The sequence below is a fragment of the Brevibacterium sp. Lmc1 genome, from assembly GCF_057654315.1.
The window spans coordinates 1,971,591-1,990,458 of the sequence record NZ_CM172803.1; the positions used below are offsets into that span (position 1 = coordinate 1,971,591).

At 64.7% G+C, this 18,868-nt stretch carries 20 protein-coding genes and 1 tRNA gene; 17 read left to right on the top strand and 4 right to left on the bottom strand.

Translation table 11 applies throughout. The annotated features are described in order from the left end of the window. Positions 1–3: 3 nt before the first annotated feature. The 6 genes from AC239G_RS08760 (at position 4) to AC239G_RS08785 (ending at position 4,723) form a co-directional block, all read left to right on the top strand. The gene (locus AC239G_RS08760) at positions 4–1,293 is read left to right on the top strand and encodes a glutamate-5-semialdehyde dehydrogenase (protein WP_139467039.1); all 1,290 of its coding nucleotides are present in this window, start codon (positions 4–6) and stop codon (positions 1,291–1,293) included. 176 nt (positions 1,294–1,469) lie between these two features. Beyond that, positions 1,470–1,631 (top strand): hypothetical protein, encoded by a 162-nt coding sequence (locus AC239G_RS08765; protein WP_167443897.1) that lies wholly within the window; start codon positions 1,470–1,472, stop codon positions 1,629–1,631. 1 nt (position 1,632) lies between these two features. Continuing rightward, a complete protein-coding gene (gene nadD / locus AC239G_RS08770) occupies positions 1,633–2,238 on the top strand; it encodes a nicotinate-nucleotide adenylyltransferase (RefSeq protein ID WP_139467041.1) in 606 nt (201 codons plus the stop codon). Then, the gene (locus AC239G_RS08775) at positions 2,231–3,700 is read left to right on the top strand and encodes a prolipoprotein diacylglyceryl transferase (RefSeq protein ID WP_139907963.1); all 1,470 of its coding nucleotides are present in this window, start codon (positions 2,231–2,233) and stop codon (positions 3,698–3,700) included. The genes nadD and AC239G_RS08775 overlap by 8 nt, the downstream gene beginning before the upstream one ends. Positions 3,701–3,752: 52 nt before the next feature. After that, positions 3,753–4,130 (top strand): ribosome silencing factor, encoded by a 378-nt coding sequence (rsfS, locus tag AC239G_RS08780; protein WP_229663911.1) that lies wholly within the window; start codon positions 3,753–3,755, stop codon positions 4,128–4,130. Further along, on the top strand, positions 4,127–4,723 hold the full coding sequence (locus AC239G_RS08785) for a histidine phosphatase family protein (RefSeq protein WP_487490063.1): 597 nt from the start codon (positions 4,127–4,129) through the stop codon (positions 4,721–4,723). The genes rsfS and AC239G_RS08785 overlap by 4 nt, the downstream gene beginning before the upstream one ends. A 93-nt stretch (positions 4,724–4,816) precedes the next feature. Here AC239G_RS08785 and AC239G_RS08790 read toward each other — a convergent pair whose 3' ends face one another. Next, the gene (locus tag AC239G_RS08790; protein WP_180345517.1) at positions 4,817–5,956 is read right to left on the bottom strand and encodes a glycosyltransferase family 4 protein; all 1,140 of its coding nucleotides are present in this window, start codon (positions 5,954–5,956) and stop codon (positions 4,817–4,819) included. A gap of 114 nt (positions 5,957–6,070) precedes the next feature. Between AC239G_RS08790 and AC239G_RS08795 the strand changes: the two genes are divergently transcribed. Genes AC239G_RS08795 through AC239G_RS08820 form a run of 6 tightly spaced genes read left to right on the top strand, consistent with a single transcriptional unit; the run spans position 6,071 to position 11,972 of the window. Then, positions 6,071–9,109, top strand: a complete 3,039-nt coding sequence (locus tag AC239G_RS08795) for a DUF4040 family protein (RefSeq protein ID WP_139467046.1) — start codon at positions 6,071–6,073, stop codon at positions 9,107–9,109. Then, positions 9,106–9,438 (top strand): sodium:proton antiporter, encoded by a 333-nt coding sequence (locus AC239G_RS08800; RefSeq protein WP_139467048.1) that lies wholly within the window; start codon positions 9,106–9,108, stop codon positions 9,436–9,438. The genes AC239G_RS08795 and AC239G_RS08800 overlap by 4 nt, the downstream gene beginning before the upstream one ends. Then, the gene (locus AC239G_RS08805) at positions 9,435–10,952 is read left to right on the top strand and encodes a monovalent cation/H+ antiporter subunit D family protein (RefSeq protein ID WP_487490064.1); all 1,518 of its coding nucleotides are present in this window, start codon (positions 9,435–9,437) and stop codon (positions 10,950–10,952) included. Before AC239G_RS08800 ends, AC239G_RS08805 begins: the two co-directional genes overlap by 4 nt. Further along, positions 10,952–11,326, top strand: a complete 375-nt coding sequence (locus AC239G_RS08810) for a Na+/H+ antiporter subunit E (RefSeq protein ID WP_487490065.1) — start codon at positions 10,952–10,954, stop codon at positions 11,324–11,326. Before AC239G_RS08805 ends, AC239G_RS08810 begins: the two co-directional genes overlap by 1 nt. After that, entirely contained in the window at positions 11,323–11,583 is a 261-nt protein-coding gene (locus AC239G_RS08815; protein ID WP_139467051.1) for a monovalent cation/H+ antiporter complex subunit F, read from the top strand. Before AC239G_RS08810 ends, AC239G_RS08815 begins: the two co-directional genes overlap by 4 nt. Beyond that, entirely contained in the window at positions 11,583–11,972 is a 390-nt protein-coding gene (locus AC239G_RS08820) for a cation:proton antiporter (RefSeq protein ID WP_101545629.1), read from the top strand. Before AC239G_RS08815 ends, AC239G_RS08820 begins: the two co-directional genes overlap by 1 nt. 45 nt (positions 11,973–12,017) lie before the next feature. Here AC239G_RS08820 and AC239G_RS08825 read toward each other — a convergent pair whose 3' ends face one another. Then, the gene (locus AC239G_RS08825) at positions 12,018–12,740 is read right to left on the bottom strand and encodes an alpha-ketoglutarate-dependent dioxygenase AlkB family protein (protein WP_139467053.1); all 723 of its coding nucleotides are present in this window, start codon (positions 12,738–12,740) and stop codon (positions 12,018–12,020) included. A gap of 56 nt (positions 12,741–12,796) precedes the next feature. Here AC239G_RS08825 and AC239G_RS08830 point away from each other — a divergent pair, with 56 nt between their 5' ends. Next, on the top strand, positions 12,797–13,465 hold the full coding sequence (locus AC239G_RS08830) for an alpha/beta fold hydrolase (protein WP_139907966.1): 669 nt from the start codon (positions 12,797–12,799) through the stop codon (positions 13,463–13,465). Between the two features lie 68 nt (positions 13,466–13,533). Here AC239G_RS08830 and AC239G_RS08835 read toward each other — a convergent pair whose 3' ends face one another. Then, a complete protein-coding gene (locus tag AC239G_RS08835; RefSeq protein WP_487490066.1) occupies positions 13,534–14,745 on the bottom strand; it encodes an NAD(P)/FAD-dependent oxidoreductase in 1,212 nt (403 codons plus the stop codon). Between the two features lie 162 nt (positions 14,746–14,907). On the opposite strand from AC239G_RS08835, the gene AC239G_RS08840 reads away from it, so the two are divergent. The 4 genes from AC239G_RS08840 (at position 14,908) to AC239G_RS08855 (ending at position 18,254) form a co-directional block, all read left to right on the top strand. Beyond that, positions 14,908–14,980, top strand: a tRNA-Ala gene (locus AC239G_RS08840). Positions 14,981–15,097: 117 nt separating this feature from the next. Further along, entirely contained in the window at positions 15,098–15,454 is a 357-nt protein-coding gene (locus AC239G_RS08845) for a DoxX family protein (protein WP_229663912.1), read from the top strand. 161 nt (positions 15,455–15,615) lie between these two features. Continuing rightward, positions 15,616–16,968 (top strand): GH1 family beta-glucosidase, encoded by a 1,353-nt coding sequence (locus AC239G_RS08850; protein ID WP_172169286.1) that lies wholly within the window; start codon positions 15,616–15,618, stop codon positions 16,966–16,968. Between the two features lie 65 nt (positions 16,969–17,033). After that, complete coding sequence (locus AC239G_RS08855) at positions 17,034–18,254, top strand: MFS transporter (RefSeq protein WP_487490067.1); 1,221 nt, start codon at positions 17,034–17,036, stop codon at positions 18,252–18,254. 35 nt (positions 18,255–18,289) lie between these two features. Here AC239G_RS08855 and AC239G_RS08860 read toward each other — a convergent pair whose 3' ends face one another. Then, positions 18,290–18,832 (bottom strand): YdeI/OmpD-associated family protein, encoded by a 543-nt coding sequence (locus AC239G_RS08860; RefSeq protein ID WP_139907970.1) that lies wholly within the window; start codon positions 18,830–18,832, stop codon positions 18,290–18,292. Positions 18,833–18,868: the final 36 nt, after the last annotated feature.

The following is an 18,868-nucleotide window of genomic DNA, read 5'->3' on the forward strand; positions in this document are numbered from 1 at the left end:
CACATGACAGCAGCAGCCGAGATCCACCCGAAGACCGTGCGCGGAGTGACCCGCATCGTCCGCAACGCCAAATCCGCCTCGAGCCTGTTGGCAACGACCTCTACCGCCGAGAAGAATGCCGCTCTCGGCGCCATCGCCGAGGCGCTGCGCAGCAGCACCGACCGCATCGCCAAAGCCAACGACGCCGACATCGCCGCCGGCACCGAGAACGGAATGAGCGAGTCTCTGCTCGACCGTCTGCGCCTCGACGCCGATCGCATCGCGGCGATCGCGGACTCCGTCGAGGACGTCATCGATCTCGCGGATCCCGTCGGCGACGTCGTCGTCGGACGCACCCTGCCCAACGGCATCCGACTCACCCAGAACCGTGTGCCGATGGGCGTGATCGGAGCGATCTACGAAGCCCGTCCGAACGTCACCGTCGACATCGCCGTCCTCGCACTCAAATCCGGAAACGCCTCGGTCCTGCGCGGAGGATCGGCTGCACAGAACTCGAACACTGAGATCATCTCCATCCTCCGCCGCGCCGTCGAATCGGCGGGACTGCCTGCCGACTCGATCAACGGCATCGACCAGTACGGACGCGAAGGCGCGAACGTGCTCATGCACGCCCGCGACTACGTCGATCTGCTCATTCCCCGAGGCGGCGCCGACCTCATCAACATGGTCGTGCAGGAATCGATCGTGCCCGTCATCGAAACCGGTGTGGGCAATGTGCACATGTTCATCGACTCCACCGCCACTGTGAAGACCTCCGTCGACCTCGTCCTCAACTCGAAGACGCATCGACCCAGCGTGTGCAACTCACTGGAGACCCTCCTCGTGCATGAGAAAGCCGCGAAACGAGTGCTGCCGAAGATCCTGGAACGCCTCGACGGCGCCGGGGTCATCGTCCACGCAGACTCGGACGTCTCGGCACTGGCACCGGCAGGGATGAAGGTCCGACGGGTGTCGCGGCGAGACTGGGCCAAGGAGTACCTGGGACTGGAGATCGCCATCAAGCTCGTCTCCGGTATCGAAGAGGCCATCGACCATATCCGTGCCTACAGCTCCGGCCACACCGAGGTGATCGTGACGAAGGACCTCGACAACGCGGACACCTTCGTCACCGCCATCGATGCAGCGGCGGTGGGAGTCAACGTCTCCACGCGATTCACTGACGGGGGAGAGCTCGGCTTCGGTGCGGAGGTGGGCATCTCCACCCAGAAGCTGCATGCTCGCGGCCCCATGGGACTCGAACAGCTGACGACCACGAAATGGGTGATGATGGGCAACGGCCAGGTCCGTTCCTGAGCCCGAATCGACTCCGACACTCCGCGATCAGGGTACTCACCGCCCGACCAGGGGAGACATCGGAGAGGGAAGAATTCATGTCGATGCCGGATTCCCGGATGGTTCATGAGAAACTGAGAAGGTAACGACCCCGAAGCGCTCTGCGCGCGACGGATCACTGAGTAAGGAGAAATGACGTGAACGCAGCCATTATGGCCGCCGCGGCCGAAGGTGGGGAGCACGCAGCCCACGTGGAGCTGCCGATGGATCCGATCTGGTACGGACTCATCACCCTGGCGATCTTCATCACGATGGGCATTGTGTCTCGGTCGTGGAAGGGCATCTCGCACCGCCACTGATATGGCAGAGCACAGACGCAGAGTCGGTGTCATGGGCGGCACCTTCGACCCCGTCCACAACGGCCACCTCGTCGCGGCAAGTGAGGTCCAGGCGACCTTCGACCTCGACGAGGTGGTTTTCGTCCCCACGGGACGGCCGTATCAGAAGGACGTCGAAGAGGTCAGCAGCGCCGAGCACCGGTACCTGATGACCGTCATCGCCACGGCATCGAATCCGCGGTTCACCGTCTCCCGAGCCGACGTCGACAGACCGGGTCCGACCTACACGATCGATACGCTGCGCGACCTTGCCAGCAGCTACGGTCCCGATACCGAGTTGTTCTTCATCACCGGCGCGGACGCTTTGGCTCAGATCTTGACGTGGAAGAATGTGGATGAGCTGTTTTCCCTGGCCCATTTCGTCGGGGTCAGCCGGCCCGGGCACGAACTCCGCGGTGAGGGACTGCCGGTCGACCGACTGAGTCTCGTGCAGATCCCTGCGCTGGCGATATCGTCCACGGATTGCAGACAACGGGTGATGGATGGTGCACCCGTCTGGTACCTCGTACCGGACGGCGTAGTGCAGTACATCGCGAAATACGAGTTGTACAGGAGTGAGAATGGCTGAGGAGCAGTTCACGTCACGTCGAGCACGGCGGGAAGCCGAAAGGCTGGCGGCGGAACAGGCGTTCGAAGCACGAGAGGTTCCTGAGCAGCCGAAGGAGGCTCCGAACTCTCGCGCCGGACTCCTCAGTCCGCTGCCCCCGAAGAAGCCCGGTGCGAAACCCGCCGCCGAGACCAGTGACGACACCGCCTCGCGCATCGACCCCGAGCCCTCGCCGCGGACCAGCCATGAGCGCGGCGCCCTGGCATCGGATCACCCGCAGGAGTCCCGGCCGCCGGTACATGCCGAAGACCGTCTCGACCCGACAAGAACCCCGTTGCCGCACTTCCAATCGCGCGCTGAGAAGAAGCGATACCTGCGCGAACACGGACTTTCGCTGTACGGCGATCTGTCCACCGGCGCGATGCCCGTTGTGGCCGACGAGAAGGAACTGGCCGAACGCCAGGCCGCTGCCGAAGGTCGACTGACAGGACCGATCCCGGAAGTCTCGGAATCCGAATCCGCGGACTCGAGCTCGGAATCTGCGACGCCGACAGCAGACTCCGCCGAAACTAAAGCTTCGGCAGCCGCTGCGAAGGAATCGGCAGCCGATTCGCAATCCGACGCGAAGTCCGCTGTGACTGAGCACGAATCCTATGACACCGCCGGTTTCGGGGGAGCCTCCGACGAGGTCGCCGCCCGCGACTTCGAGGCGCCTGTCACGCCTGCCTCGGCTCCGCGGCCGACGACCGTGGAGAGCGAACCCTATGACGCACTGTCGATGCCGTACTCGGCTCTCGACGGCGACGCTCCTGCACTGGGCACCGAGGAAGAGGGCGAGAAGCCTGCCGAGACCCCGGACGAGCCGGACGCAGAGGATCAGAACACATCAACCGACAAGCCGACCACGGGTGCTGCCGCTGCAGCAACCCCCGCGGATGAATCTGCACCGGAAGACAAGTCGGCTGCGAAGCCTGAAGCAGATGCCGAGGACGAGTCCGAGCCTTCGTCTCGGTCGCGGCGGATGCCGATCGTGCAGCCGCCTTCGACATCCGGAGTCCGCGTCGTCACGGCCGCCTCGGCGCAGATCCCCGAGGTCGATGAACCTCGCAAGAGCGATGCTCGCGGACCGCAGACGCCGCTGTCCGGTCGTGCCGACGAGCCGCAGTCCGGCTCAGACTCCGGCAGGACCGATGATTCGGGCGGCGACGCAGGCTCCGACGACGCGGCACGCGCCCTGGCCGCCAATCCGGAGACCCGGCCGATGGACGCTGTGCCCGAAGCCTGGTCGCTGCCGAACGCCGACTACGAAGACGAAGAGACCGTCAACCCTCCCGGCTCACGCATCCGTGCCAGCTCGGTGACCGGGCAGGACGGTCAGATCCTCATGGGCGAAGAGCCTTCGAAGATGCCCTATATCGTCCTCGGCGTGGCCGCATTCTTCGCTCTTGCCCTCATCGTCATCGCCCTCGTCATGTTCCTCTGAGCAACACCCGGGACACACCACCTCGATAACCGCATCCATGCGAAAGGATCTTGTGAGCGAGATCGCCGAATCCACCCAGCTGCTTCGAACCGCGGCCAAAGCCGCGGACGAGAAGCTCGGAACCGACATCATCGGCCTCGATGTGAGCTCCACGCTCTACATCACCGACGCGTTCCTCATCGTCTCCGCCGACAACGAACGCCAGATCGGCGCGGTCATCGACGCGATCGAACAGGAAGTGCAGCTCGTCCACGACCGCACCCCGCTGCGCCGCGAAGGCCGGGGAGGGGACTGGGTGCTGCTCGACTTCGGCGAGATCGTCGTCCATGTCTTCTCCGCCGAACAGCGCGAATACTACGCGCTCGAGCGGTTGTGGAAGGACGTCCCGGTCATTGATCTGCAGCTGCCCGAACCCGGCTCGGACACATGACGAAGACCGTTCTGTTCTGGCGTCACGGACAGACGGACTTCAACGTCGCCGGACGGTTCCAGGGACAGTCCGACGTCCCCCTCAACGACACCGGCCGAGCGCAGGCCGATCAGGTCGCCAGGCGGCTCGCCGAACTCGAACCGGAACTCATCGTCTCCTCCGACCTCTCGCGCGCCGCTGCGACCGCCGACAGCTTGGCGACACACGTCGCTCTCGAACCCGTTCGCGATGAGCGACTGCGCGAGACCGCCTTCGGCGAGTGGGAAGGCTCCACCCGCGCCGAGGTGGCGGAGACCTGGCCGGACGAACTCGCCGAATGGGCCTCCGGAGCCGATATCGCACCTCCCGGAGGAGAATCGCGTACCCAGTCGGGCCGCCGAGTCGCCGACGCCATCACCGATATCGTGCAGTCCGCTGAAGCCTCGACGATCGCCATCGTCGCCCACGGTGCGGTGCTGCGCGCCGCCGCCGAAATCCTCCTGGAGATGAACGGGACCGGCCGGCTCGGGGTCCTCGGAAACTGCGGTCACGGAGAGTTCGGGTACACCGGAGACCGATGGGTCCTGCGCAGTTGGGGCACGCTCTCCCACTGAGTCGATCGGTCGCACCGCTGCGGGATCGGTCACCGGCTGCTGCGCCACTGCCGAGCCGGAAGCGGACATCCGTGCATCGGTGCCCACGCGGACTCAGCCCTCTGTCTTGCGGTTGGCCGCGACTGATCTGATAAGGCCGACCAGCGAGTCTGCCGACTTCGCCCAATCGAAGACCTGTGACTGACGCCTGCCGGCCGCGGACTGCTCCGCCCACCTGCCGGCATCGGTGAGCCGGTCGACCGCGTTCGCGATGGACTGCGAATCTTCCGGGTCGAAGTATTCGGCCGCCTCGGCGGCGATCTCCCGGAAGATCGGAATATCCGACACGGCCACGGGCACTCCCTTGGCCATCGCTTCGATCACGGGCAGACCGAAGCCCTCCTCCCGCGAAGCCGTGACCAGGGCAGTCGACTTGTCGAGCAGACGTGCATACTCCTCATCGCTGATTCCCCGATGGAAGACGACCCTCGCCCGGTCGGGAATGAGGGCTCGCAGCTGAGCTTCCCTCCGGCCATCGATGCGGCTGGCGATGTGCAGGGTCCACCCCGGCAGGTGCTCGAGCGCACGGATGAGGGATTCGACGTTCTTGTACGGCAGGAACGCACCCATGTAGATGAGCGTCTTCGCATCGTGTCGGTTCACGGTCCGCGCCGGCACAGCGACCGCCTCGGCGGCATTGGACACCACCTGCACCGGACGATCCGTCAACCGGTTTGCGGCGATGAGCTCTTTCGTCGTCTCGGAGACAGCTGCCACGGCATCGGCACGATTGAGCAGCAGCCGCTGCGGGAAGAAGCTCAAGTGATACGCCCGCCACAGCAGCCTCACCGGCAGCGGCAGGTCACCCGGCGGTTCGGGGTGGGAGTAGTAGATGAGGTCGTGGATGGTCAGGATGAGTCCGTAGCGGCGTCCGAACGAGCCCATCGTCTGCATCGTCGAGAACACGACATCGGCGCCCAGAGCATTGAGCTTCCCGGCGATGGCCACCTCGGCGGGGGAGGTGGGATCGCTCAGCTGCACCCACGAGCATTCGGGAAGCAGAGCCAACTGAGCCTCATCGCTGATGATCACGGTCACGTCGATCTCCGTGCCCTCGACAGCCGTCAGCAGGGCCGCGAGCAGACACGAACCGTACCGGGAGATCCCGTCGTGATGAGTCGTGCGGGTGAAGCGTGCGTCGAAGAAGACCGACAGCCTCGGGGATGATTGGGGGCTCTTTGTGCTTTTGCTCATGGAACTCCGAGTCGATAGTCTGAATCTTCGAAAGCCTGTGTCTATCAGTTTGCGCACGAAGGATCAGTGAGTGAAGGAACGATCACCTGTGCCCGCGGCCGTTGAGGCCCGGTCATGATCCTAACGCTAATCGCTCTGGCCGCACTCGTCGCACTCACCCCCGTTCTCACCCGTTCTGCGGGTCGGGAGAGCGGCTGGCCGCTGGCGATCGCCTATCTCGGCGTGGCAGCCCTGTTCACTCCCACCGCCGCCGAGGTGATGGCCGGGCGGAATCCGGAAGTGTCCTACCCCTGGATTCCCAGCCTCGGGGTGGACCTGGCGCTGCGCGCCGACGGAATCGGTGTCGTGTTCACCTATGTCGCGCTGATCATCGGTGCGGTCGTGTTCGTCTATTCGACGCGCTATCTCAGCCCTGGACGCAATACGAGCTTCTATTGGCTGATGGTGATCTTCACCTTCTCCATGGTCGCCCTTGTGTTGACCAACGATGTGCTCGTGCTGTTCGTGTGCTGGGAGCTGACGTCCCTGGCGTCGTTCTTCCTCATCGCCCGGTCCGGATCCCCCGGGCAGGCACCGGCCCTGCGGACGATGTTCTTCACCTTCATCGGCGGCCTCAGTCTGCTGGTGGCCACCGGAGTGATCATCGCCGTGACGGGGACGACGAACCTCGCGGAGGCTATCAGCTCCCCGGTGTGGGCGGGCCAGCCCGAAGTCACGACGCTCGTGGCCCTGCTCGTCGGCGTTGCAGCCATGACGAAGTCGGCTCAGTTCCCTTTCCACCCATGGCTGCCCGATGCGATGGCCGCCGCCACCCCTGTTTCGGCTTATCTGCATGCCGCAGCCGTCGTCAAGGCCGGTATTTTCCTCATGCTCCGGTTCTCACCGACCTTCCACGCCACGCCGGCATGGAACGTCCTGCTCGTGACGGCCGGACTCCTCACTGCCTGCCTGGGCGGCTGGTTCGCGCTCAACCAACATGACGTGAAGAAGCTCATGGCCTATTCGACAGTGTCCCAACTCGGGCTCATCACCGCGGTCATCGGTGTCGGCACCGAGGCTGCGATCGCCGCCGCCACCCTCCACGTCATCGCGCATGCACTCTTCAAGTCCGGCCTGTTCATGATGGTCGGCGTCGTCGATCACCTCGCCGGCACCAGAGACCTCGCACGTATTCCGAAGCTCATGCGCACCGCCCCGGCGGCGTTCACGGTGATGATCATCGGCTGTGCGTCCATGGCCGGGATTCCGCCGCTGTTGGGATTCGTGTCCAAGGAGGCTCTGTTCACTGCGCTGGGGGAGACCCCGGGCGGGCCCTGGGCCGGCTGGGTGGCTCTGCTCGTCGCCGTGGGTGCCTCGGTGCTCACCTTCGCCTACTGCGCGAAGACGGTCTGGGGCAGCTTCATCGACGGCCGCGAACCCGAGGAGCGCCGCATCCACCGCGGTTCACCCGTCATGCTCATCGCAGCGGCCCTGCCGATCCTGGCCTCGGTGCCGCTGAGCTTCGTCCTGTTCCTCCTCGACACCCCGCTCGACCAGGTGGTGCGGGCAGCGGTGCCGACAGCCTCGGAACACGTGCACCTGGCGCTGTGGCACGGGTTCAACATCGAACTGCTCGCCTCCGGGCTCATCATCGTCATCGGCGTGTTCATCATCCTCCGCCGATCACGAGTCTTCGTCTTCTTCCACAAAGCCACGCTGCCCTTCGACGGAGCCGATGTCATCGACTCACTGACGAAGACTCTCAAACGGCTGGGATACGGGCTCTCCGCTTTCGTCCGGCCGATGAACTCAGGGCCCTATCTCGCTCTGTCCCTGGGCGGACTGAGCGTGCTCGCCATCGGGGCCCTGCCTGTCGTCTTCGCCGAACTGCCGCCGCTGCAGGAGAACCTCAGCCGTCCGGTGGACATCATTCTGCTCATCCTCATCACCGTGGCTGTGCTCGTCCTCTGCACCTCGCACTCACGACTGACCACCGTTGTGGCGCTCTCGGCCATCGGCATCCTCGCCACCGTGCAGATCCTCGCTCTCGGCGCCCCCGACGTCACCCTGACACAGCTGCTCGTCGAAGCGATGACGATCATCGTCATCATGCTCGTGCTGCAGAAGCTGCCGCGCTCGTTCTGGAAGTACCCGAAGCGCAAGCAGACACCGCGTCTGCTCCTGGCGATCATCGTCGGCGCGAGCGTCGCCGGACTGACTCTGGCGCTCAACGGCCGTCGGGAACGCTCCGCCCTCGGCCAGTACTATCTCGACAAGGCTCCGGACATCAGCGGCGGAGACAACATCGTCAATACCATCCTCGTCGAATTCCGTGCACTCGACACCCTCGGTGAGCTGACCGTCCTCGGCATGGCCGGAATCGCCATCGTCGCGGTGATGTCGACGGTCAAGGACAAGTTCATCGACCCGCCGGCCGAGAACATCCCGGAACCGCCCAGGCCCCCGTGGGTGTCGATCCGCCCCAAAGGCACCACCGCATATCGAGCTGTCCACGAGGCGTGGCCGAACGTCATCCCTCTGCAGCTGACTCTGAAGGTTCTCGGGCCGCTGCTGGCGCTGAGCTCCCTGCTCATCTTCTGGCGCGGTCACAACTCCCCGGGAGGCGGATTCATCGCCGCCCTCGTCGGTTCCGCCGTCATCGGTCTGGCCTACCTGTCCACGCCGAAGGACCGGGCGCTCGGTCCGCCGCGTGCGCCGCTCTATCTCATCGGCTCCGGAGTCGCCACGGCGGTGGTCACAGGAATCATCGGTCTCCTGCTCGCCGGTTCGTTCCTCCAGCCCATGCACACGGAATTCGCCGGTCAGCATTGGACGACATCGATGCTCTTCGACGTCGGCGTCTACTTGGCGGTACTCGGCCTCATGCTGCTCTCGTTCAACCTCCTCGGCGTCTCGGACTCCGCGGCCACGCCGGCCGGAGACGATGTGCTCACCAACGGCATCATCCGCCGAGACGTCGAACGCACACGCGAACGTGCCGATGAACTGCTCTACGGTGAGCTGAGCGGTCCGATGGAGGCCATCCGCGGGGAACGCCCCGAACGCAGCCGCCGCCGCGGCGTCGAAGCGTCCGGGGAGGCGAAGGTGCGCGCGAATTCGACGCATATCCTCCACGGGGACCCACCAGCCGACGGAGATGAGGAGGAAGCATGATCCTGGCACTGACGATCGGCGTCCTCACCACAGGCGGCGTCTACCTCATGATGCAGCGCTCCATGGTCCGGGGAGTCTTCGGTCTCACCCTCATCTCCCATGCCGCGAACTTCATCCTGCTCTCGGCTGGCGTCGGCGCGTGGAGAGGGGAACCTCTGGCCGGGCGCGGTGACCTCGCCGAGGCGGCCGATCCGCTGCCTCAGGCCTTCGTCCTCACCGCCATCGTCATCACCTTGGCGGTGACCATCTTCATGCTCGCGCTGGCCGTGCTCGGCCACGATGACGATCAGAAACGCAATCCCGAGACAGGGGAGGAGCGCGACTCATGAACTCCGCACTGCTCCTCCTGCTCATCGGCATCCCGCTCCTGGCCTCGGCCCTGAGCGTGCTCATCACCTCACGCACCTTCGACCGGCTGCTCCTGCTCGCCGTTCCTGTGCTCGTCGGCGGCAGCGGCATCGTCCTGCTCGGGGTGCACGCCTCGACCCCGGTGATCGCCCATTCGGTCGGTGACTATGTGCCCGGCCTGGCGATCGTGTTCGTCTCGGACACGTTCACCGCGCTCATGCTCGTGCTCACCTCGCTCGTAGCGCTCGTCAGCAGCCTGTTCCTCATCTCCACCGGAGAGGACCAGTACAGATTCGTCCCGGCCCTCATCCTGATGATGCTCACCGGCGTCTACGGTGCGCTGCTGACCGGTGATCTGTTCAACTTCTTCGTCTTCGTCGAAGTGATGATGCTGCCCGCTTACGCTCTCATCGCCGTCACCGGCACCTGGCGCAGGCTCGGCATCGGACGTCTCTACGTCATGGTCAACCTGCTGACCTCGACGATGCTGCTCATCGGTGTCGGGTTCGTCTACGGAGTCACCGGAACCGTCAACCTCGCCGTCCTGGCAGATCAGGGCCGCCCGACCGGACAGGCCGCGATCGCTCTGGGCGTGGTGCTGCTCTCCCTGTTCGTCAAGGCCGGCGGCGCGCCCTTCCACGGGTGGCTCGTCCGCTCCTATCCGAACACCTCGGCGGGCATGATGTCACTGTTCTCCGGTCTGCATTCGAAGGTCGGGCTCTATGCGATCTATCGCATCTACACCACCGTCTACGGTGAACCTGCCCCGTGGGCGACCGTCATCCTCATCGTCGCGGTGGCCAGCATCCTCATCGGTGCGATCTCCGGATTCGGGCAGGTGCGGGTGCGCAACGTGCTCGGATTCCAGATGACGGCCGGTGTGGGCCATATCCTCATCGGCGTCACACTGCTGACTTCGGCGGCTCTCGGTGCCGGTGCCTTCTACATGATGCACCACATGATCACGATGGCAGGCCTCCTGCTCATCATGGGTGCCGTCGAACAGACCTACGGCACCGGTTCCTTCCGCAAGCTCTCGGGCCTCGCCTCACGAGAGCGGTGGGCGACCGTCCTCATGATCCTCGGACTCTTCTCACTCGTCGGTCTGCCGCCGACCTCGGGACTGTGGGGCAAGGTCGGACTCGTCAGGGCCTCCACGGACACAGGCGGCGGCTTCGGATGGGTCCTGGTCGCCGTCATCGTCGCGGGCGCACTGATCAGTCTGCTGGCGCTTCAGCGCACCTGGCGCAACACCTTCTGGGGACCGCCGATGCAGACGTACCGTCCCGACTCGGCTGAGACCGGGCGTGCCCCGGCCGAACCGATCACGCGCAGCGTGCGCATCCCGGGCCGACTGCTGGTGCCCGCCACGATCATGATCGGGCTGTCCGTTGCGCTCTTCTGCTTCCCGGAGCCTCTGCTCGCCCTCACGCATCGGGCAGCCGAAGGTCTGCTCGATCACAGTGACTACATCGAGGCGGTGATGGCACCGTGATGCGAGTCATCCACGGCATCTCATACGTCGGCTTCATCGTCTGGGCGATCATCACGGGCTCGGCGACCATCATCTCCCGACTCTTCCGCAGCGACTACGCCCAGCCGATGATCGTCGAACTGCCGATGCGTTGCGCCACCGACCTCGAAGTCACGCTCTTCGCATCGTCGATCACCATCACTCCCGGCACCCTGGTGACAGCGATCGCCGCCGGCACGTCGACGACCCAGCCGGTGATCTTCGTCCATGCTCTGTTCGAGGAGTCGGAGGAATCCGCTCTCGACGGACTCATCGATATGGAATCCCGACTGCTGTCCATGACCCGCGGACGAGCACCGGGGCCACACGCCGATCCGCAGGGAGGCCGTCCGTGATCGTCATCGCAAGCATCTGTGCGGTCATCCTCGCCGCCGCCATCATCATCGGCCTCATCCGCGTGCTCACTGCTCGCGATCAGGGCTCACGCGCGGTGGTCTCGGACCTCATCTACTTCTCGGCGATCGCCATCGTCACCATGCTCGGCATCACCGTGTCCTCGTCGATCGTCCTCGATGTGATCTTCCTGTCGTCCATGGTGGGCATCCTCGCCACGATCGCTCTGTCCCGAATCCTCACGAGGGGGCACCGCTGATGAATGAAGCACTTGCCACGACCCTCGTCGGGATCTTCGGAATCACCGGCTCCCTGCTGCTGCTCGGCTCCGCTCTGGCGATGTTCAGGGTCCGTGATGCCCTGTCTCGGATCAATGTGTTCTCTCCGGCCACCGGACTGGGTATGCCGTTCATCGTCATCGCGGCCTTCATCTACGACCTCTACGCGTCCGGGTTCTCCTGGAGTTCGCTGATCATGGCGGTCATCGCCGTGCTGTGCCTGATCATCGTGTCCTCGGTTGCGAGCAACACCCTGGCCAGGTCGGCGGTGCTCTCCGGACAGCCGGTATTCCGGAAGACGTCACCGAATCGGCTGGCAGCGCCGCCCGAAGGGGTTGTCGACATCGACCCCGACGCGAAGGACTCCTGAGCCGACTCAGTCAGTCGGGTCTGCCCGGCCATTGATCACGTGAGCTCAGTTCCGTCCGGTCGTGCGCATCGTGATGTTGATCCTGCCCCCGCCGAGGTGGTTCAGTCGTCCCGCATCCGGTGCAGTTCCCGGCTGGATCGACCTGACCCCGTGGTAGGCGAAGCGGGCAGGGCCGCCGAAGACGAAGGCGTCACCCGAGGCCAACCGCAGATCCTCGAAGGGACGGTTACGTGTCTCCGTGTTCCCGAACCGGAAGAGGCACGTATCGCCCAATGACAAGGAGACGACAGGAGCAGGGTCGAATTCGTCCTTGTCTTGGTGCATACCCATCTTCGCGTGCTCGTCGTAGTAGTTCACGAGGGCCACATCCGGGTGGTAGTCGGCGGGGTCGAATCCCCACGCGGCGGCTGTACCCGGGGCGAGATCCGGTGCAGCCTCGACGACCGCTGCTGTGGACTGCAGAACCTGGCGGCCCAGACGGGTCATCCAATCGGGGAAGGGCAGCACCACCTTGTCGTTGACGTCGACGGCGCGGCGGTCGTAGCGCCCGGGCTGCCAATGCCAGCCCAGCCCGATCGTCGTGACACTCATCGGATGCCCTGCGATCGTCGTCGCATGGGGAGGAACCGGACCGGACTGCCAATCGGCATAGCGGGCGATGATCCACTGCTGCGCCTCGGCGCTGAGGAAACCCGGTACCCAGACCGCGCCGGGGGCGACGATTCTCGGTCGGCGGTCGAAGGCCTCATCGGCGAAGAGCGAATCCATGTCTACCAGGATGCCAGAGCGGGATCTAGAATGATCACGAGACCCGAGGAGACGCGATGAACGCAGCCAACACGCAATTGATCTTCCTCCACGGCGCCGGTGAGCGCGCCGATGTCTGGGACGACGTCATCGCCGAACTGCCGGCCGATTGGTCGTGCAACGCCATCGACCTCGGCGAACTCGGCGTCATCGACGACGGAATGTTCGACTTGTCCGACGCCGCGGATCGAGTTCTACAGAGGATCGAAGCGGAGCAGTCGACAGTGGTCTGCGGACTCTCTCTCGGTGCGATGGTGGCGACGGTGGTCGCGGCTCGAGCCGACCCCGGCGCACTCGACGCGCTGATTCTCTCCGGTGGACAGGTGAGGCCGCCGAAGTGGATGATGCGCCTGCAATGGCAGATCTCCATCCGACTGCCGGAACGGGCATTCGCCGCATACGGTTCGACGAAGTCCGAGACCTTGGCCATGTACGCGGCGGTCGAAGCCGCCGATCTGCGGGACCGCCTCGGCGAGGTGAGGGTGCCGACTGCAGTGTGGTGCGGAACGCGGGACATCGCGAACAGGCCTGCGGCCAGGGAGTTGGCGGAAGGCATCGACGGAGCCGAACTCCGGTTCGTCCCCGGGATGGGCCATGACTGGCACCGCAGTCATCCGGCGGCTTTCGCAGCGCACCTGCGCGAATTCCTCTCTGCCACGTCGGCACGCACGCCGCGGGGCCGGTGACATTCGGTCACCGGCCCCGCGGAGTCGACGATGGATCGCCGATCCCTCCGACTCGGACGTTCTCGGACTCAGAGTTCGCCGACCGGCACCTGTTCGTCGGCGAGACGGTCGGCGCTGACTTCCTTGCCGATGAGGGCGCGGAGCTCGTCGCCGTAGTCCCAGACATTGACGTTCATGGCCGCGGTGACCTTGCCGGCTCGGTGCCAGAACACGATGAATTCGCCGCTGGACTTGTCGCCGCGGATGACGACGTCGTCCTCGGATTCGCCTTGACCGACGTATTCCATGCCGAGGTCGAACTGGTCGGTGTAGAAATACGGCTGCCAGTCGTAGGTCTTGGTCCCGCCGCTGATCGTCGAGGCTGCGACCTCGGCCTGGCGAACTGCATTGTCCCAGTGCTCGACGCGCAGACGTTCACCGCGCAGAACGTTCTTCGCATTCGCGATATCGCCGATGGCAAAGATGCTGCCATCAGAGGTGCGCATCTGTTCGTCGACGATCACGCCGTTCTCGGTCGTCAAACCCGCCGAGGTGGCCAGATCGACGGCGGGATCCGCGCCGATTCCGATGACGACGAGATCGGCGGGTACACTTCCGGCAGACGTTTCGACGGCCTCGACAGCGGAGTCACCGGTGAAGGCTGTCGTGTCCGCGTTCTTGAGGAAGTTCACTCCGTTCTTTCGGTGCAGGTCTTCGAAGTACTCTCCGAGCTCCTGCCCGAGGACACCGGAGAGCGGGGGAGCATCGGTGTGGAGGATGACCGTGACATCGCAGCCGTGAGACTTCGCTGCGGCCGCAACTTCGAGGCCGATCCAGCCGCCGCCGATGATCGCGACCTTCTTGCCCTCACCGAACTGGGACCGGATGGCCACGGCATCCCCGGCGTCGCGGAGAGTGTGGATATTGCCCAGTTGAGCGCCGGGGACATCAAAAGTTCGGGGCACCGATCCGGTCGCGAGGATCACCTGACCATAGGACAGGTCACCGCCGTTGTCGAGAGTAAGGGTCTGAGCATCTGTGTCGACCGCGGTCACCGAGGTGCCGAAGAACGTCTCGACGTCGTGGGCCGAGTACCAGTCTTCTCCTCGGAGGGCCGAGTCGGCGGGATCCGAACCCTCGATCATCACCTTCTTCGACAGATCCGGGCGGTAGTACGGAGCCGCGGGATCGGTGCCGACGAGCGCGATCCGAGCGGTGTAACCGGCATCCCGCAGCGATTCGACCACGGTGCCTCCTGCCAGGCCTGCGCCGATGACGACTGTTCCGAATTCTTCTGCCATTGTCGGTCCTTTCGTAGAGGGGACTCTCGTTCGACTGTACTCGCCGAGTTCAAGTGGCTCCACCGGGCCCGCCCCAGGTGACACACTGTGCCTCACGAGGTCCCATACCGCTCGTGCGATTTTGATCAAGGGCAGGGGGCAGGCGTAAGGTGAAGTCGAAAAGGGGCTATAGCTCAGTTGGTAGAGCGTCTCGTTCGCAATGAGAAGGTCAGGGGTTCGATTCCCCTTAGCTCCACACATCTCTCCGTCGACTCGTTCGATGCCGAATATTGCGTTGTGGACCTCATGCAATCGAAGCCGGACGCCGGGTCAGGCGGCGCGTCGAAGCGCGCAGAGTCAGGACGGACGTGGAATGGACACGAAGACAGCGACCATGACCGGCGTCCTGGGCCTTGCCGGGGTTGCCCATTTCGCCCGACCCAAGCTCTTCGACTCCATCGTCCCGCCTCGGTTGGGCAATCCACGTTTCTGGACCATAGCCAGCGGCGTCGCCGAACTCGGTTGTGCAGGGCTGTTGGCCAACCCGGCCACCCGGCGCCTCGGCGGTGTCGCTTCTGCCGCGCTCATGGTCGGCGTCTTCCCGGCCAACATCTACACAGTGGTCAAGCAGTGGGACAATCCGAAGGGCCGAGCCATCGCCTGTGCGAGACTGCCTCTGCAGATCCCGCTCGTGTGGGCATCGGCGGCGATTGCCGCTGAATCCGACTGATTCTCCTCCTGCACACCCGAACCTCCTGTCGCGATCAGTCCTGAGCTGACCGTTCGCGACGCCCCCTGCGCGCCGCCCGTCCTCCTCGCAGAGTGAAGACCTGGCTGCAAGGTTCCGGATCATCTGTTGCAGGCCCTCACCAACCGTGACATATTCGACTCATGGTGGGGAATCTTCCAAGCAATGTCGAGACTTTGGCCGGAATGCACTTCTCTGCGGCCACAGCTGCCTTCCAGATCGAAGGGGCGCGCAGCGCAGATGGTCGCGGCCGCAGCATCTGGGATGACTTCGTTGACACGCCCGGTAACATCATCGACGGCAGCACTGCCGAACCGGGTCCCGACAGCTACCACCGCCTCGATGACGATATCGCGATGCTTGCCGACCTCGGTGTCGACCGGTACCGGTTCTCCATCTCCTGGACCCGTGTCATTCCGAATGCCGGGACGGACGCCTCGGTGAATTCGGCGGGGCTCGACTACTACGACCGCCTTGTCGACGGACTCCTCGCCGCCGGGATCACACCCGAACCGACGCTCTACCACTGGGACCTGCCGGTCGCACTCGAGGCGAACGGCGGATGGCTCAACCGCGACACAGCCCACCGCTTCGGTGACTATACGCAAGTGGTAGCCGGTCGCCTCGGTGACCGCGTTCGTCATTGGTACACGATCAACGAACCCGCATCGACATCGCTGCAGGGCTATGCGCTGGGGGAACTGGCCCCCGGGCGTACTCTGCTCTTCGACTCTCTGCCCACGGTCCACCACCAGCTGCTGGCCCACGGGATCGCCGCTCCCATTCTGCGCGGGCACGGCGCAGTTCAAGCGGTGCCGACGCTCAACCACAGTCTCGTCCTCCCCGCTTCCGAGTCTGCCGACGACCATGCTGCGGCCGACCTGCTCGATGCGATTCACAACCGCCTCTTCACTGACCCGCTGCTCACGGGACGATATCCCGACCTCAGCCCCTTCGGCGTCGAGCTGCCGGTGGCCGACGGCGATATGGACCTCATCTCCGCACCAAACGAGGTCTACGGCTTCAACTACTACAATCCGACCACGGTCCGTGCCTCGGCAGGACCGGTGCCGTTCGAGATGGTGCCCACACCCGGGGCGCCCGTGACCGGGTTCGGTCCCATGTGGCCGATCCGACCGGACACGATGCGCGACTTCCTCATCGACATGGGTCGACGCTACGGGACCGCACTGCCGCCGATCATCATCACCGAGAACGGAGCCTCGTTCCCCGAACCCGACACCACCGATACGGAGATCATTGATTCCGAGCGGATCGACTATCTGCGTGACCACCTCGGCGCGGTGAGTGAAGCGAAGGCAGCAGGTGTGCGCATCGACGGGTACACCGTCTGGTCGCTGTTGGACAATTTCGAATGGGCCGAAGGATGGAGCCAGCGCTTCGGCCTCGTACATGTCGATATGAACACCGGAACGCGGACACCGAAGGCGTCCTTTCGCTGGTATCGGGATCTCATCTCCGCGGTTCGGCCATGAGCGCGGTCAGCCCTCCGCCTCACCCAGGCGGCTCCGTTTCGCGAGTACGTGTATCGGTTGGGTGGATGGTGTGGTTCACACTCGCCTGGTTGGCGATCTGGACGGTTCAGCTGACACCGATCCAACTCCTCCTGCCACTTCAGCTCGACACTCAGAGCGGACACTGGATCGACGGAGTCGTCTGGTCCGGACTCGTCCTCTCGGCCGGCGGCCTGGCAGGTATCGCTGCCGCCCCCGTGGCCGGTCGGCTCTCTGACCGCACCCGTTCGCGGTACGGTCGGAGACGTCCTTGGGCGATCGGAGGATCGGTGCTCGCCGCACTCGGTCTCGTCCTCACCGGCAGCGCGGAAGGACCCCTGCTGGTCGGGGCGGCGTGGGCGGTCACCTCGGTCGGCGTATCCGTGGCTTCTTCGGCGCTGACTGCACTCATCGCCGATCAGCTCGATGACCAGCGCGGTGCAGCGTCCGCTGCGGCCAGCTCGGCTCAAGCCGTCGGCGTCGTCGTCGGCGTCGCCACAATCGTGCTGCTCGGCCTGAGCGCCGGCGCATCCTATGCGGTGCTGGCCTGCTTCATCCTCGTCATCGGCACGGTCACTGCGCTGCTGCTGCCCGATCCGCCGCTGCCGCATGCCGCCGTGCTCGAGTTCCATGCCCGTCGTGATCTCATTCGGCCGCGGGTATCCTCACTTGTCGACCCGAGCTTCACCCGCCTGCTCCTCAGTCGCTTCATCGTCAACGTCGGCAATTCGTTCGGAACGTCGCTGCTGCTGTTCTTCCTGCTCTACGGGATCATGATCCCCGCCGCCGACGCCGAGAACCGCCTGCTCATCCTCATCGTCATCTACACGGTCTTCGTGGTGGCGGCCTCGATCCTCGTCGGCATGGTCACGGACAGACGAGGCAGCCGACGCTTCTGGACAGTCATCGCCGCACTCGTCCAGGCCTGTTCGGGAATCATCATCCTCATCAGCCCGAACTTCACCATGACAGCAGTGGCGGCCGGAGTCATGGGTGCCGGATACGGAGCCTACATGGCGGTCAGTCTCGCCCTGGCCACGGACCTTCTGCTCGACCCGGACGACCATGCTCGCGACCTCAGTCTCGTCAACAGTTCCGCGAACCTCGGCCAGCTGATCGGTCCGCTCCTGGGCGCCGGGCTCGTTGCCTTGGTCGGTGGGTTCTGGCTGCTCTTCGCGGCCGCCGCGGTCGTCTCCGTGCTTGGAGCAGGACTGACGCTGACTGTGCACCCCTCACGTGCCGTGCTGCGGGCTCCGCAGCCGGACTGAAGCTCATCCGACTCGTCGGTCGGATGAGCTCTGGCTCAGGCCAGCCCGAGCAGCTTTCCGCTCTTCGACAGTTCCGGGTCCGTACATGAGGACAGATCGAAGCAGCAGGGACGACGTTTGCCGGACTCGAGCTTCGAGATTGCGACGTCGACACGGCGTGCCCGTGTATCGGCGTTCTTCGTCGACTTGATCCAGCGCACCCATTCCCACCGGGCCATCGGCGTGAGTCCGGCCCAGACATCGTCGAGATCACCGGCACCGTCGAGCGCCGCACGGAGGTCTGAGGGAACCGTCACCTCCGGCCAGTTCTTCGTCGGCGTCAGGCCGACCTCGATCCCCGCTCCTTCTCTCTTCCCAAGCTTCTCCCACTGGTCGTCATCGAGACTGATCCAATGACCGCGACGTCCGTCGGGTTCGATGACAGTGCTGAATTCGGTGCCGTCGAGGGTGCCCGTGACTGCGACCTGGCCGCGTGAGGGCAGCTGATCGCTGGCGTCCTGAGGCAGGCGCAGAATCGGCCGGTCGAAGAGCAGCTCGGCGTTCGCAGTGAAAGTGACGTCGGCAGTCGTGGCGGTCATGGTGACTCCTCAAAGTACGGATGCTCGGGTCGGGAC

Excerpts from the sequence above, each read along its gene's own strand:
- AC239G_RS08825 (WP_139467053.1), bottom strand. The coding sequence starts at position 12,740 with ATGGATTCGCTCTTCGCCGATGAGGCCTTCGACCGCCGACCGAGAATC.
- AC239G_RS08835 (WP_487490066.1), bottom strand. The coding sequence starts at position 14,745 with ATGGCAGAAGAATTCGGAACAGTCGTCATCGGCGCAGGCCTGGCAGGA.
- AC239G_RS08800 (WP_139467048.1), top strand. The coding sequence starts at position 9,106 with ATGATCCTGGCACTGACGATCGGCGTCCTCACCACAGGCGGCGTCTAC.
- AC239G_RS08830 (WP_139907966.1), top strand. The coding sequence starts at position 12,797 with ATGAACGCAGCCAACACGCAATTGATCTTCCTCCACGGCGCCGGTGAG.
- AC239G_RS08810 (WP_487490065.1), top strand. The coding sequence starts at position 10,952 with ATGCGAGTCATCCACGGCATCTCATACGTCGGCTTCATCGTCTGGGCG.
- AC239G_RS08805 (WP_487490064.1), top strand. The coding sequence starts at position 9,435 with ATGAACTCCGCACTGCTCCTCCTGCTCATCGGCATCCCGCTCCTGGCC.
- AC239G_RS08790 (WP_180345517.1), bottom strand. The coding sequence starts at position 5,956 with ATGAGCAAAAGCACAAAGAGCCCCCAATCATCCCCGAGGCTGTCGGTC.
- AC239G_RS08795 (WP_139467046.1), top strand. The coding sequence starts at position 6,071 with ATGATCCTAACGCTAATCGCTCTGGCCGCACTCGTCGCACTCACCCCC.
- AC239G_RS08855 (WP_487490067.1), top strand. The coding sequence starts at position 17,034 with ATGGTGTGGTTCACACTCGCCTGGTTGGCGATCTGGACGGTTCAGCTG.
- AC239G_RS08845 (WP_229663912.1), top strand. The coding sequence starts at position 15,098 with ATGGACACGAAGACAGCGACCATGACCGGCGTCCTGGGCCTTGCCGGG.
- AC239G_RS08820 (WP_101545629.1), top strand. The coding sequence starts at position 11,583 with ATGAATGAAGCACTTGCCACGACCCTCGTCGGGATCTTCGGAATCACC.
- AC239G_RS08775 (WP_139907963.1), top strand. The coding sequence starts at position 2,231 with ATGGCTGAGGAGCAGTTCACGTCACGTCGAGCACGGCGGGAAGCCGAA.
- nadD (WP_139467041.1), top strand. The coding sequence starts at position 1,633 with ATGGCAGAGCACAGACGCAGAGTCGGTGTCATGGGCGGCACCTTCGAC.
- AC239G_RS08785 (WP_487490063.1), top strand. The coding sequence starts at position 4,127 with ATGACGAAGACCGTTCTGTTCTGGCGTCACGGACAGACGGACTTCAAC.
- AC239G_RS08850 (WP_172169286.1), top strand. The coding sequence starts at position 15,616 with ATGGTGGGGAATCTTCCAAGCAATGTCGAGACTTTGGCCGGAATGCAC.
- AC239G_RS08760 (WP_139467039.1), top strand. The coding sequence starts at position 4 with ATGACAGCAGCAGCCGAGATCCACCCGAAGACCGTGCGCGGAGTGACC.
- AC239G_RS08860 (WP_139907970.1), bottom strand. The coding sequence starts at position 18,832 with ATGACCGCCACGACTGCCGACGTCACTTTCACTGCGAACGCCGAGCTG.